Genomic DNA, 13,380 nt, shown 5'->3' on the forward strand with positions numbered 1-13,380 from the left:
CCCTTGCTATCTCCTCTTGGCGGCCTTGGCGTCATGGCGGCCTGCCTGCTGATCTGGGGCAACCTCCAGCAATAGTGTTAAGGTGGGCATTGCACCATGCAGAGGCTCCCTATGATAGCGTCGTCTCCATGCGGGCAGATGCTCCCTGACGATATGGCGGTCAGCTCAACCGTCGGACCAGCTTTGCGACTGGAGGCGACATGAAGGCCAGTGTAATTCTGATCTGTGGCTTCGTTGCTGCGTGCAACTACGACATGGGTGAGTGCTACCTTCGGGATGGTCGTGGTGAGGGCGTCGGCGCAGGCGTCATCACCCCGGGTGGGGCCGGAGGCTTCGGAGATGCGCCACCGGATCCGCAAGACGAGCTGGAGCGTTCCGAGTGCAGTGAAGCCGTTGAGGCAGCAGCCCAGGTGAATTGCGCATCCCCCGGCAGCAATACGTGCGTAGACCAGTGCGAGGCGATCGGCGCCTACTGCGTTCATCACGCTTCGCATCCGTACAGCCCGAGCAGCGGAGTTGGCGATCTGTACTGGTGCAAAGGTGGCAAACCCACGTGGACATGCTCTTATCAGTATTCAAATGGAGACAACTGCACCATCATCAATCCAATTGGAACTTGGCTTTGTCGATATCAGTTTGACAAGTAGAGGACGGGGAAATGACGCGTGAGCGGCAAGCGGCGCAGGCGCTCTCTGAGGGGCTTAACTGTCTCTCTGCGATCGTGGAGTCGCTCGATGTCGGTGCGTCGGTGTCCGAGCTCCCGACGAATGAATGGTTGGGGACTCTGTGCGCGATGGGAGACGCCTTCGATGCGATTCTATCTAGAGAGGTGACGACGACGCTAGTCGTGCGGCAGGCTGACTGTGACTTCGTCCGAAGGTTGGTCGGCTTGGTGCTGGAGTGGACGACTACGCGCCAGCCTCCACAAGAGCTGCGGACGATGATCGAGTCTATTTTGAAGATCTTCGATCGTCGCGGCACCGAATCTGCTCCTGATACGCAGAAGTGACGAGGCGCCCGCCAGCGTAAGAGCTCGCTCGCGACACTGCCTACTCAGGAAAGCGCAGCGTCTCCGCCGCGACGCCATCCTCTCCGGTCGTCATGGTGCCGTCGTGGCTCCAGCTGGTGCCGCCTGGGCCCGGCAGGCCCAGCTCGAAGGTGACCCCCTCCAGCGTGAGCTGGTCCTCGTCGAGGTAGGCGATCCCGATCACGTCGCCGCCGCGCCCGGGGCCGCCGTAGCCGCCGTCGCCTCCATAACCGCCGCTGCCACCGCGGCACGCCGGTGCGCCGTCGTAGCCGTCGCCGCCGTACCCGCCTCGTCCGGGTTTGCCGCCTTGCTGGGGCGGTCCTCCGTCGCCTCCCGCCCCGCCGGCGGGCGCCTTGATGACGCTGTCCCGGACCGTCACCCTGGCGTGCAGCGCGGCGATGCCGATCGACGGCGAGCCGTTCTCGCCGGCTCGACCCCCTCGGCCGCCACAGCCGCCAGCGCCTCCAGAGCCGCCGCCGGCCCCTCCCTTGTCCGCCGCCATGCACACGGCGAGCCCGCCGCGCCGGCCGCCGCCCCCGCCTCCGCCCTGGCCCGGCGTGCCCCTGCCGCCGTCCGTCCCCTTGTCGCCCTCCCATCCCGTCTCGGTGAGGCGCCCGATGCCCCGGCCGGCCGCCCCCGCCGTTCCCGAGGACCCGGAGAGCCCGGACTGGCCGTTCCAGCAGGCGCTCTCCTCACGCTCCGCGTCGCCGCCGAGGCCTGAGGTCGGGTCGGCCGCCGGCACCGGTTCGCCGGTGGCCCCGTCCTCGGCTCCCGAGGGCAGCCCATCACCGCCTTTGCCGCCGGTGCTCGCCGTGCCGTCGGGGCCGTCGTCACACGGGTTCGTCACCGCCGCGCCCCCGGGGATCCTGGCGGCGGAGCACGCGTCCTCACCGAGCAGGCCATCGGGGCCGGTCGCTGCTCGGCTCGGCCATTCCTCCCCGTCGTGGCCCGCCCTGCCGTAATAGAACGCCCTGATCTCGCTGCGGACGATCTCCACCGCGGTGTTGGACTGAACGAGCACCCCGATCTGGGTCCCGCTCAGGACCCACACGTGATCGAGCGTCGAGACCCCGTCCGCAGCCCCCGTGTCGCCGGGGCGCGCCGGCTCGACGATCACCCCGATCCGCGAATCGACCTCGGAATTGATACGGCCGCTGTCGTCGCTGCTCCGGCGCCTCCATTCGAGGAAGTCGAAGCCGCCATGGATGTCCACGCCGGAAGGAAGCCTGATCGCCCCTACGAAGGTATCGTCGGTCACGAACACGCGACCGCGCCCGGTGCGAGCGAGCTCGATCCCCCGCTGGATCGAGCGAACCGGCCGGTCCTTCGTGCCGGGGTTCGCGTCGTTGCCGCCGAGGATCTCGCTGTTGACGAACACCCCGCAGCCGTCGAGGGCGCGATCCGCGGCGAGCTCCTCGAGGCACGCCGGCTCCGGAACGACATCGCCCGGACAGGAGGACCGAGCGTCGCACGGCGGCTCGCCGCCCGGCTCGTTCACCTCCGGAGAGTTCCCGCAACCGGCCATGGCGAGCGGTAGGACGACGAACGGAAGGAACACGGACTTGACGCGCATGGGCATGCCTCACCGGAAGCGTCCCTGGGGACGCACGCTATCCAAGGCGCTAACGGGGCAGCTCGTTCGGCCCGCTGAACGCCTGGGTCTGCGCCGAAGAACCAAAGCCGCCTTTGCCAGCCTCATCGGTCGTGCCGGCGTTCCCCGCGAGGCCGCCGTCGCCAGCCGCTCCGACCTTGATCACGGTGCCGGGCAGGAGGGCCAGGTTGGGGACCACGTAGGCGACGCCGATGGACGGGCCGCCGAGCCCGCCGCCGGCGTCTCCCCCGCGGCCGCCGTTGCCGCCGTAGCCGCCATGGCAGGCGTCCCACATCCCGGGCACGAACCCCTTGCCACCGTACCCGCCGTGTTTGCCGAAGCCGCCCGGTTGGCCCGTTCCGCCGGTCCCCCCGTTCCCGCCGCGGCCCGTGACCACCTCGGTGGCCTCGATCGTGAGCTCCGTGCCCTCCAGCGCCACGATGCCGATGCTCGCACCGCCGTAGCCGCCGCCCTTGCCGCCCAGGCCACCGCAACCGCCGCCGCCCCCCGAGCCGCCGGCCGCCCCGGTCTGGGGTCGGGAGGCCGGGCACACGCGGAGACTCACGCCGTCGCGCGACTTGCTTCCGCCGCCGCCGCCCCCGGCCTGGCCGACACCGCCCCGCTCCCCGTCCTCACCGCGGACACCGATCCACCCGTCGTCGGTGAGGTAACCAATTCCGGCCGCGCCGCTGGCGCGGCCATGGTCCGCGCCGGGCGCGCCATCTTTCCCCTCGCTGCATGCTGCCATGCTGCCGGCGCCGGCTCCTCCGAGGCCCTTGCCATCGGGGTTCGGTGCGGGCTCGGGCCGTCCCGAAGCGCCGTCGCCGCCCTGCTCGATCCCGCCGTAGCCCCCGTACCCGCCCGTCGACTCGATGCCCTCGCCGCACGCGGTCACGACCGGAAGCGCGCCCGCCGCGGCGCCCTCCGTGCAGGCGTCCGCCCCGTCGTTCCCGAACTGCCCGCTCTGCGCGCTGGCGCTCGGCGCGTCCTCGCCGGGCTCCCCGTCCTTGCCGTTGCCCGCGATGACCACGCTCGACACCAGCTTCACCCTGGCGCCGTAGCTCAGGATCGCCGCGATCGACGACCTGCCGTCGATCGCCGAGGCGTCCGCCGCCACGACGCGCACGCCGGAGATCGTCGACGTCGCGTCGTCTCCCTCGATGACGCGCAGCGGCACCCCCCCGGGCGGCGCGATGGTCGTCCGCTGAGCGGGCCCGCCGAACGACCAATCGCCCCCCTCGCAGAGACGGCCGCCCCAGAGATCGACGCCCGAGGGCAGCGAGATCGCCTCCTCGAACACCTCGCCGCAAGCGTACACGCGCCGGGTCGGCGCTTCGCCGCCGCCTCGCCTGGTCGCGGCCAGCCCGACCGCGCGCTGGAGCGTCTTCACCGGCGCGTCCTTCGTGCCGGGGTGGTCGTCGTCGCCGTGCTCGCTGACGAACACCCCGCACTCGTCGAGTGCCGGCGCCGTGCCGGGCTCTCCCTCGCACGGTCCGGGCGGCGGCTCCGGATCCGGAGCGCACGTGCGCGTCTCCCAGCAGGCATCGGAGTACGTGCACGCGGTCGATGTGCTCGCGGTCCATGCGCAGAGCGCAACAGCGACAACGGACGCTCGCCTGGTGGCTTTGCCCCGGATCCCCATATTCCGCGTGCACGGTAGTCGCGCCAGCCGCGCAGCGTCAACCAGCAGGAACCCGCATCAAGGAGCATTTCCCGGTGAAAAATGTCTCTCGATAACGCAATGCGGCCCGCTGGTCAGCGTATATGCGGGCCTTTCGCTTCCGGTAGGCACTCGATCCGTCCAGTGCTTCGGAGCGACACGCGCCGTGACGCGCGCTCACTCCAGCAGAAAGTAGCGTGCGTCTCGCTTGATATCGAAATGGAAGTGATCCGCGTGCGCCTCGTTCGCGTTGGGCGTGAGGACGACGTTGAACAGCCCGCTCGTGGAGATGGAACAGAGGATCTCCCGCAGCTCGAGCGCGTGGGGGCTGGGCGCCTTCGGCTCCGATCCGGGGCCGCACGGCGGCGCGCCGATGGCGCCGAGCCAGTCGGCCTTCACGTCGAGTCGAGTCCCGTCGGCCTTCACGAAGGCAGCGACGTCGATGGCGAGCCCGAGGGCGTGCTGGTTGGGGCGCCCGGGCGCCGCCGCCGGCTTCTTCGGGGCGCGCTCGCCCGGTTTCGCCGCCTTGCCAACGGCCTTCGGGGTCTTCTTGCCTGCCGGCGGCTTCGCGGGCGCCTTCGCCGGAGCGACAGCGCCCGCTGGACCGGGCCGGTGCATGCTGAAATGCACAACCTCGGCGATCCCGCGCGTCGTCAGGAAGGCGGCGAGATCGTCGAGCGCGAGGACCAGCCGGCAATCGGCGATGTCGAACGGGGAGGCCGACCTGGGCTTCGCCACGCCGTCGCCGCGGAACGTGACCCCGTGCAACGCGCCGGTGATCCTGATCGGCCGGTCGACCAGCGGGGCGCCGCGCGCCGGGGCGTGCGGGATCCCCCGGCGCTTCATCTCCCTGTCGCAAGCGTCGGCCGAGAGCCCACCGTAGGTGGCCGCGCGCGACGAGGCGGACCACGCGGGCAGCTCGAACGGCGCGCCGCCCGCGTCCCAGCCGCCGTCCAGGAGGGCGGCCGCGCCGCCCGCAGGCGCAGGCGCGCCGGCGTCGCCGTCCAGAGGGCCGTCCCCGCCATCCGCGAGCGCCGTCGCTGCACCGGGGGGCGCGGGCGCCGCCGCTGCGGGGGCATCGACCCGCTCCTCCGAAGCGTGGCGTAGTGAGGCGATGCCGAGCGGCGTGAGGAGCGCCGCAGCGCCGATCAGGGCCGCGCCCAGGGTCAGCGCACGGCGGGAAGGGAGCGCGCTCATCTCTGGCGGAGCTTAGGAGAAACCGGGCAGTCTGGCAGCCTTCGTGGCACCGGACACGGTCCGGGAGAGGCTCCCCGCAGCCTTCGTGGCACCGGACACGGGCCAGGGGAGGCTCCCCGCAGCCTTCGTGGCACCGGACACGGTCCGGGGGAGGCTCCCCGCAGCCTTCGTGGCACCGGACACGGTCCGGGGGGAGGCTCCCCGCAGCCTTCGTGGCACCGGACACGGTCCGGGAGAGGCTCCCCGCAGTCTTCGTGGCACGGGAGACGGTGGCCCGTAACGGTGCTCTCTGGTTCATGGCACAGCGCGTGCTATCCAACCATCGCCACATCCAGCGCGCCTGTCACGGAGCGAGCAGCACCCGAGCCACCGGCTCGCGCTCCGCAAGGGCCGGGCTCCGTTCTGGCAGGGCGACGTCGCTATCCAGCCCCGCGCGGGCCCGAGCGCCATGGCGCAAGATTACGACGTTCGGCGGCACGCCGTCAGAAAATCAGCCGTGAGGTCGATTGACGGCTTAACGGGGGTGATTATCCCTGCCCGGAACGTCCGGTGTGCGCCTGACGTTCTCGACACGTCCAGCGCGCGGGGGTGAGGAGCGCACCGTACCTGTTCTCCGCTGCTCCGCGACGACGAACAACGAGAGGTCATTCCCTCATGACGAAGCCTTCTCCACTCAAGAAGAAGCCTGCCCCCAAGAAGCCCGCGGCCCCGCCCCAGGCGGCGGCGGCGTTCGACGAGACCCTGCCGAGATCGAGGCGCTCAGCCCCGATCGGCTCATCGCCATCAACCTCGATATTCCCCGTGTGGTCTCCCAGGTGCTAGGCGTATTGCCCGGCCTCCTCGCGCTGCGCTCCGCCATCGCGGAGCGCCTGCCGACGCACGAGCTCGCGTCGCTCGACCGGCTCGAGGCTTACGCGCTCGCGGCCTGGTACGCGCACCTCGCGTGGCTGTCGAGCGGAGGCGCCGAGAACGCGCTGAAGCCGCTGCTCGCGGAGGCGGCCCCGCTGCGCGAGAACCTGCTGAGCGACGCCGAGGCGCTGGCCCGCCGCGGCCTGCTCGACGCGGACACGGTCGCGGAGATCCGCGCCGGACAAGGGTACATCGACACGGCCAATGACCTCGTCGCCCTCTCGGCGCTCTTCACTGCGAGCTGGTCGGAGGTCGCCGGCAGGACGGCGGCGACCGAGGAAGAAGTGAGGCGCGCCGGGGAGATCGGGCCGCAGATCCTCGCGGCCCTCGGCGTGAGGGAGCACGGCAAGGGTCCCGGGCCGACCGAGGCCGCGGACAGGAGGGCGCGGGCGTTTTCGCTGCTCGTCCACGCCTACGACCAGACCCGCCGCGCCGTCACGTACCTGCGCTGGGACGAGGGGGACGCCGATGCGATCGCCCCGTCTCTCTACAAGGGCCGCACGGGCCGCGCGGCGTCGTCCAGCGATGCCGCCGCCGCGCCGGCAGACGAGGCCCCCGCTGCCCCGACGGCGCCGGCGCCGACCGGTACGGCGGCGCCCACGGATACGGCGGCGCCATCGGGGCCCGGCGCCGCACTGAACGGCGCGCCGTTCACCGGCTAGCACTACTGCGGGAAGTTGCCCCGGATCGGCAGAAACACCGCCATGGCGCCAAGGACGCCAAGGGAGAGAGGAAGTGCCGTCCCGGCATTTTCCCCGCCCATTTCCCTGGTTTTCTTGGCGCCCTTGGCGCGATGGCGGTTCACTCCACCGCCTGACTTCCCGCAGTAGTGCTAGCCATCGCCGCCCACCTCCGCGGCGGACGCCTTCGAAGAACATCCGAACGCTGCGCGGCCGTCCGGCACGCCAGCGATCAGGAATGATGCGCTGGTGCCCCTGTGCCCGCCAGGCGCTCGCGTCCTCACCAAGAGCCGTCATCGGCCGGCCGACCGTGGCCGAGCCATGTCCATCCTCACGGGGCTACCTGGTGATGAAATGGCACTGGACGGCGCGGCGCTTGCCGTTGACGAAGAGCTGCGCACACGCCTTGCCGTACTTCGGGAGCGTGCGGTCCTTCTTGATATTGAAGGTCGGCACAGTGCCAACCTTGCACGTGGTGTGCAGGGGCCCGCGCGTGATCCTGTACGTCTTGCCGGACGTATCGGCGTAGTGGAATTCGATCCGGGCGTTGCAGAACCGGCTCAGGAGGGCAGCGGGACCGACACAATCCACGCCAGCGATCTGGTCCCTGATCTTTCGTCCGGAGCCCTTGATCACGTGGGTGAGGGCGCACCCGGTAGGCACGTTGATGGTGGCGCCTCCGATGGTGTAGCTGAACGTCTGGACGGCGGCGCTCCCGGCAGCCGATCGCACGCTGAATCGGGAGCTGGGTGCCTCGACCTGCGCCTCCTCCTGCGTCGGCACGGCATCACCCTGCACCTCCTCGACATCGATGCCATCGGCGAGATCCTCGCCCGCGTCATCGGAGGGAACGCTGCCCTCCTCCTGCGAGGGAACACTTCCCCGGAAGACGACAAGAGGCGTGGATACGCTCCGGGTCAGTGCGCCGGCGTCGCCGGCCATGGCCGGCGTGGCCAGAACGAGCGGAGCCGTCGCCGCGCCGATGACGGCTGCTGTGCCGATGGTAGCTGTTGTGAAGAGAGAGCGTGAAGACTTCCAGATCACGGGGTACTCCTGGTGTGGTGATCCGACACAAGTCCGAGCGCCAGCAACGCGCCACCGGTGACGGTAACGTCAGTGACCGGATGTGACACATGGCAAGCGATCAAACGAATATCGAATTTCTTGGTTCGAGTGTGCTGTTGGCTCCCACCGAGCGCTCATGCAGAACTGATACCAGCGCCAAGCTCGACCAACCCGCGCCGCCCCGGGGAAAGGAAAAGCGAAACGATTCGAGGAGACCAAGGGCGAATCGCCAGGCTCACCTCAGGCGACAGGAGTTTTTCTGGCGCGATACGCCTTCCTCCTGGGAAATGTCGCTGCATCAACAATGGTTTCCATGCATCCAAGGGGCCGCGTTCACGCCGGTGGCTTCCCCCACGCGCTGGTTGTCAGATCAGCGGTGAGGCCCCCCTTGGCCTGCGCTCGAGGCTCGCTGGGCTCGCTGGGCACGATGACGGCCAGCCAGGCTCTTCGCGAACCGGTGCTCCACCATGATTTTCGATATTCGCGCGGTCACGGGTGAACAGCGTCCGCCTCGTTTGGCCGGCATCGCGCTTGGCCTGCCTGGGGCCTGGGATCGCTCCGTTGCCGTTCGACACGGAATTTGCTCGACTCCCCCGATGTCTCGCCCCTGCATCGCGGCCCCTGGCCGCCTCGACTCCCTCGGCCGCCGCCACATCGCCCTCGGGATCGCGCTGGCCGCGCTGCTCGCGCCCCGCCAGGCCCCGGCGCGGGGCGCGCCGGCCGGCGGCGGGCCAGCGCCGTCTGCGCGTCCCGAGGCGCCCTCGCTCGTCACCGAGGCCGAGCGGACCGGCTTCCGGCGCACCGGTCGTTATGCCGAGGTCGAGCGGCTATGCCGCGGCTTCGAGCAGGCCTATCCGGGCCGCGCCCGCTGCGTCCGTTTCGGCACGACGCCCGAGGGCAGGCCCATGCTCGCGATCGCCGCCTCCGACGACGGCACGCTCGACCCCGCGGCGGCGCGGGCGAGGCGGCGCCCGGTGATCCTGTTCCAGGGCGGCATCCACGCCGGCGAGATCGACGGCAAGGACGGCGGCTTCTGGGCGCTCCGCGAGCTGCTCGACGGCGCGATGGCGCCCGGCACCCTCGCGGCGGCCACGGCGGTGTTCGTGCCGGTGTTCAACGTCGACGGCCACGAGCGGTTCCGTCGAAACCAGCGGCCCAACCAGCGCGGCCCCGAGGAGATGGGCTTCCGCGCCACCGCGCAGAACCTCAACCTGAACCGCGATACCATGAAGGCCGAGGCGCCCGAGATGCGGGCCATGCTGGCGCTGCTCGACGCCTGGGATCCGGTGGTCCAGGTCGACCTGCACACGACCGACGGCGCGAAGTTCCAGCACGACATCGCGGTGGTCGTGGAGCCCTCGGTGCCTCACCCCGGCGGGCTCGACGCCGCGGCGCGCGCCCTCTCGGGGGAGCTCCAGGCGCGCCTCTCCGCGCTCGGTCACCTGCCGCTCCCGTTCTACCCGGCCTTCCGCGAGGACGACGACCCCTCGTCGGGGATCTCCACCGAGCCGGGGCCGCCGCGCTTCTCGCAGTCCTACAGCGCCGCCCGCAACCGCATCGGCGTGCTCGTCGAGACGCACAGCTGGGCCACCCACGCCGAGCGCGTGCGCGCGGTCCACGACCTCCTCGCGGCGCTCTTCGAGCGCGTCTCCTCCGGCTCCGGCGCGGGTGCCCTCCGCGCCGCGGCCGAGCGCGCGGACGCCGCGAGCGCGCGCCTCGCCGGCGTCCCCTTCGCCCTCACGCACCGCGCGGGGCCGGCCTCGCGCATCTTCCCGTTCCGCGGCTTCGCTTACGAGAAGCGCGCCTCGGAGATCTCGGGCGGCACGTGGACCCGTTACGACGAGTCCCGCCCGCAGATCTGGCGCGTGCCGCTGTTCGACCGCATCCAGCCGGACCTGACGGTCACCGCGCCCGAGGCCGGCTACGTCATCCCGGCGGCGCACGCGGCCTGGGTGGCCGACAAGCTGCGCCTGCACGGCGTGCGTTACCAGATCCTCCCCGAGGCTCGCCCCGGCTTCGCCGTCGAGGCGTTCCGGGCCGACGCGGTGACGTTCGAGCGGCCCTTCGAGGGGCGGACGCGCGTGAAGCTCCAGGGCGCCTTCCGGCCGGAGCGGCAGGATCTTCCGGCCGGCTCCCTGTTCGTTCCCATCGCGCAGCCGCGGGCGCCCCTCGTCCTGCACCTCCTCGAGCCGCTCGCGCCCGACTCCCTCGTCGCCTGGGGCTTCTTCAACGCCTCCTTCGAGCGCAAGGAGTACATGGAAGCCTACGTGGCCGAGGAGGAGGCGCGCAGCATGCTCGCCGCGGATCCTGCGCTGCGCAGCGAGTTCAATGCGCGCCTGCGCGATCCTGCGTTTGCGAAGGACGCGAAGGCTCGCCTCGATTTCTTCTACAAGCGCCATCCGTCCTGGGACGAGCGCGTGAATCTCGTCCCGGTATTTCGCGTCGCCGCGCCGCCGTGACAGGCCTCTCCTTCGTTTCGTCTGCTTCGCCTGCGCTCCGGCTCTGGTCGAATGTCCGTGTGCCCCACAGGCCTCACATCATTCGATGGATTCCTGCCAGTCTGCGGCGCCGCGCCGGGCGAGGGGGCCCCGCGCGGGTTGCGCGGAGCGCGCGGGGATCGCATGCTCGTCACGACATGTCGGCCGGCGTGCGATAGCGGTGACGCGCGCGCCTACGACGACGCACGGCGACGTGATGTCGCCTGACGGCGAAAGGGGGGGACGATGTTCCTGCGATGGGCGTTCGGCTTTTGTTCGGCGTTTTTCTTCGCGTTTCCTGCGCTGGCGCAGAATACGCGGATCGCGAACTTCACCTATGCTGGCAGCGGCTGTCCTGTCGGCTCCGCTGCGGGGGTGATCTCGCCTGATCAGAAGGCGTTGACCGTCATCTTCGACCAGTTCGAGGCGCACGCCGGCCCGGGCATCGGCCGCGCCGCGAACCGCGCGTTCTGCCAGCTGGCCGTGGATCTCCGGTTCGATCCGGGGTGGCAAGTCGCGGTCTTCGACGCCACGTACCGGGGGTTCGCCGACCTGGAGGGCGGCGTCCAGGGGCTCCACGAGACATCGTATTATTTCTCGGGGTCGCCGCTCACCTCGGGGCCGCTCATGTGGAGCATGATCGGGCCGTTCACGAGCGACTTCTCCCGCACGGACACCTTCACGACCACGGTCTGGTCCGAGTGCGGCACCGTGCGGCCGCTCAACATCAAGACGAGCCTCTATGTCACGAACCGGCTTGCGCCGTCGAGCTCCGGGGTGTTGACCAACGACACGACCGACCTCCAGGTCCGGCTCGAGTACGGCCTCGTGTACCGCCCCTGTCCCGGTCCCTGAGGTCGGCAGGGCGCCCGGCGAGCCTGGCGCGGCGGTGCCGCGCCGGGCTCGCTCACGCCATCAGGCAGCCGGCCGACGACCCTTGCATCGGCACGATGGCCATGATCTCCCCGGTCTCCCCGAAGATCAGGAGCCGCGCGACGATGGCCTCCTTGCCCGTGCCGCACAGGGGCAGGAGCGCGAGCCGGACCGCTGGCCCGTTGCCCCCCTCGAACTTGAGGGCGAGCAGCTGCTTGTCGTCGCACTCCTCGAGGAGCTCCACGTCCGCCTCGATCTGGACCGGCGCCACCCGCGTGCACGCCTTGGCCTCGCCGAAGCTGTCCACCGTGCAGCGGTTGGGATCGAGCGAGATCCGGACCCGAGACGACGCCTTTTCGCCCACCGTGGTGATCTGGATCTGATGAACCGAAATCCCCTTCTGGAGCGGGATGGGATCCACGAGATAGCCAGTTTCCAGCCGCAGATTCTTGATTTTCATCGGACCCCCGCCTCTCGGCCGTGCGTCCCGCGATCTCCGCCCATCGCGGCGCCGCGGCGGCGCGCCTGCTTCTAGGGAGAAGCACCGGTTGTGCCGGCGCGCGCGCGCGGAGCCCGCACGCGCGCCCTGCGCCGCCATCGCGCTCGGCGGAGCGCCACAGGCGCGGCGCCGCCGTCCGCTCGTCCAGGCTCAGACGAGCCCGAACTTGTAGGTATCAAGGAGCCTGGCGAGGAGCGCCGCGTGCGCCGGATCCGCGAGGGAGCCGAGCCGGGTCACCTCGAGCTCCGCGCTGACGCGCTCGAAGAGGGCGGCGCAGACGCGGGTCGGATCGTGGCGCGCGACGTACGCGATGCCGTCGGGTCGCCTCGGGTGGTCGTGGATCGCGCGCGCCCAGCGGTGGGCGGCCCGATAGGACTCCCCCGAGGTCAGGCGGGCGTCGGCCCCGAGGCGCGCGAGCCCCTCTCCCGTGAGGTTCACGAGCCGCAGCGGCCGCAGCGGCGCGATGCGCGCGAGCCCCCGCGCGGCGAGCTCGCTCTGCTCCACGAAGCGCACGCCGGTCGCGTGGCCGAACACCTCGATGAAGGCGCAGCGCGCGTCCTTCCCGGCGTACAGCACGCCGAACTCGCCGTCCGGCGCGTCGAAGCGGTTGTCGCCCGAGCGACCGAAGTGGAGCGGTTCACGCGTGAGCCAGTGGATCCGGAACCAGCTCCGCCGGTAGATCGCGATGGGGAGCGGCGACGTCGCGAGGTCGGGGGGCGGGTCCGGATGCGCCCCGAGCGTCGTCGTCATCGCGGCGCGTTCTCAGGCCGCGCCTTGCTCACCGAAGGTGCGCGCGGCGAGCCGCACGGGGTCCAGCTCGCCGCGGCGGAGCCAGTCGAGCGGCCGCTCGCCGTCGAGGCGGAGATTGCCGGAGAGGAAGAAGCGGACCTTCGCCAGCGGGGGGTGCTCTTCGAGGAGGGCCAGGATCTCTTCCATCCCCGGCAGCAGGCCCTCGTCCGCGAACTGCCATGCGGGGTAGAGGTGGCCACGAGCGCCGATGCTGACGGCCAGCAGCCTTCCGGCGGCACGCCGCGCTTCGATCGCCTGGGGCGAGAGGTGCAGCCCCTCGCCGACCTCCTCGGCGGTGAGCGTGCCCCCTTCGGCCGCGAGGAGCGCGTCCCTCGCCTGCAGGCCGCGGAGGCGGGCCGGCATGAGCGGATCCGCAGCGGAAAAGAGGCCGACGGCGCTCGGCTGCGTGAGCGCCGTCACCAGGGCGTCCGCGTTGCTGGGCGACGCGTCCACCTCGCCAAGCTCGCTCTGATCGAGCCGCTCCGCGACCTGGGTGAGCGCGTCGATGCCGCGCGCCAGGAACGCGACCCGCAGCGGTTCACCATCGAACTGCTGGAGTCGCTCTGCAATTTCCGAAAGGGCGCTGGAGTCCCGATCCTTGGCCATGGCCGAC

Annotated in this window: 12 protein-coding genes; 5 read left to right on the forward strand and 7 right to left on the reverse strand. The window is 70.8% G+C overall.

The genetic code is table 11. The annotated features are described in order from the left end of the window. Positions 1 to 200: 200 nt before the first annotated feature. Positions 201 to 647 (forward strand): hypothetical protein, encoded by a 447-nt coding sequence (locus WMF39_RS19610; RefSeq protein ID WP_437747013.1) that lies wholly within the window; start codon positions 201 to 203, stop codon positions 645 to 647. Positions 648 to 658: 11 nt separating this feature from the next. Then, a complete protein-coding gene (locus tag WMF39_RS19615) occupies positions 659 to 1,009 on the forward strand; it encodes a hypothetical protein (RefSeq protein ID WP_437747014.1) in 351 nt (116 codons plus the stop codon). A gap of 40 nt (positions 1,010 to 1,049) precedes the next feature. Here WMF39_RS19615 and WMF39_RS19620 read toward each other — a convergent pair whose 3' ends face one another. The 3 genes from WMF39_RS19620 to WMF39_RS19630 all read right to left on the reverse strand — a co-directional run bounded on the left by WMF39_RS19620 (position 1,050) and on the right by WMF39_RS19630 (position 5,475). After that, on the reverse strand, positions 1,050 to 2,600 hold the full coding sequence (locus WMF39_RS19620) for a hypothetical protein (protein ID WP_437747015.1): 1,551 nt from the start codon (positions 2,598 to 2,600) through the stop codon (positions 1,050 to 1,052). 49 nt (positions 2,601 to 2,649) lie between these two features. Further along, positions 2,650 to 4,062: a hypothetical protein gene (locus tag WMF39_RS19625; protein ID WP_437747016.1), complete on the reverse strand. Its 1,413-nt coding sequence runs from the start codon at positions 4,060 to 4,062 to the stop codon at positions 2,650 to 2,652. Between the two features lie 393 nt (positions 4,063 to 4,455). Continuing rightward, on the reverse strand, positions 4,456 to 5,475 hold the full coding sequence (locus WMF39_RS19630; protein WP_437747017.1) for an extensin family protein: 1,020 nt from the start codon (positions 5,473 to 5,475) through the stop codon (positions 4,456 to 4,458). A gap of 815 nt (positions 5,476 to 6,290) precedes the next feature. Between WMF39_RS19630 and WMF39_RS19635 the strand changes: the two genes are divergently transcribed. Further along, complete coding sequence (locus WMF39_RS19635; protein ID WP_437747018.1) at positions 6,291 to 7,046, forward strand: hypothetical protein; 756 nt, start codon at positions 6,291 to 6,293, stop codon at positions 7,044 to 7,046. Positions 7,047 to 7,403: 357 nt separating this feature from the next. Here WMF39_RS19635 and WMF39_RS19640 read toward each other — a convergent pair whose 3' ends face one another. After that, positions 7,404 to 8,108, reverse strand: a complete 705-nt coding sequence (locus WMF39_RS19640; protein ID WP_437747019.1) for a hypothetical protein — start codon at positions 8,106 to 8,108, stop codon at positions 7,404 to 7,406. 617 nt (positions 8,109 to 8,725) lie between these two features. Between WMF39_RS19640 and WMF39_RS19645 the strand changes: the two genes are divergently transcribed. Both WMF39_RS19645 and WMF39_RS19650 read left to right on the forward strand, forming a co-directional pair. Then, positions 8,726 to 10,588 (forward strand): M14 family zinc carboxypeptidase, encoded by a 1,863-nt coding sequence (locus tag WMF39_RS19645; protein ID WP_437747020.1) that lies wholly within the window; start codon positions 8,726 to 8,728, stop codon positions 10,586 to 10,588. A gap of 264 nt (positions 10,589 to 10,852) precedes the next feature. After that, complete coding sequence (locus WMF39_RS19650) at positions 10,853 to 11,461, forward strand: DUF4360 domain-containing protein (protein ID WP_437747021.1); 609 nt, start codon at positions 10,853 to 10,855, stop codon at positions 11,459 to 11,461. A 52-nt stretch (positions 11,462 to 11,513) separates the two neighbouring features. On the opposite strand, the gene WMF39_RS19655 is transcribed toward WMF39_RS19650, so the two are convergent. The 3 genes from WMF39_RS19655 to WMF39_RS19665 form a co-directional block, all read right to left on the reverse strand. Next, positions 11,514 to 11,939, reverse strand: coding sequence for a hypothetical protein (locus tag WMF39_RS19655; RefSeq protein WP_437747022.1), 426 nt, complete (start codon positions 11,937 to 11,939; stop codon positions 11,514 to 11,516). 189 nt (positions 11,940 to 12,128) lie between these two features. After that, positions 12,129 to 12,728, reverse strand: coding sequence for an RES family NAD+ phosphorylase (locus tag WMF39_RS19660; RefSeq protein ID WP_437747023.1), 600 nt, complete (start codon positions 12,726 to 12,728; stop codon positions 12,129 to 12,131). A 12-nt stretch (positions 12,729 to 12,740) separates the two neighbouring features. After that, positions 12,741 to 13,373 (reverse strand): hypothetical protein, encoded by a 633-nt coding sequence (locus WMF39_RS19665; RefSeq protein WP_437747024.1) that lies wholly within the window; start codon positions 13,371 to 13,373, stop codon positions 12,741 to 12,743. Positions 13,374 to 13,380: the final 7 nt, after the last annotated feature.

The organism is Sorangium sp. So ce1504 (genome assembly GCF_051521635.1).
Taxonomy (GTDB): domain Bacteria; phylum Myxococcota_A; class Polyangia; order Polyangiales; family Polyangiaceae; genus Sorangium; species Sorangium cellulosum_B.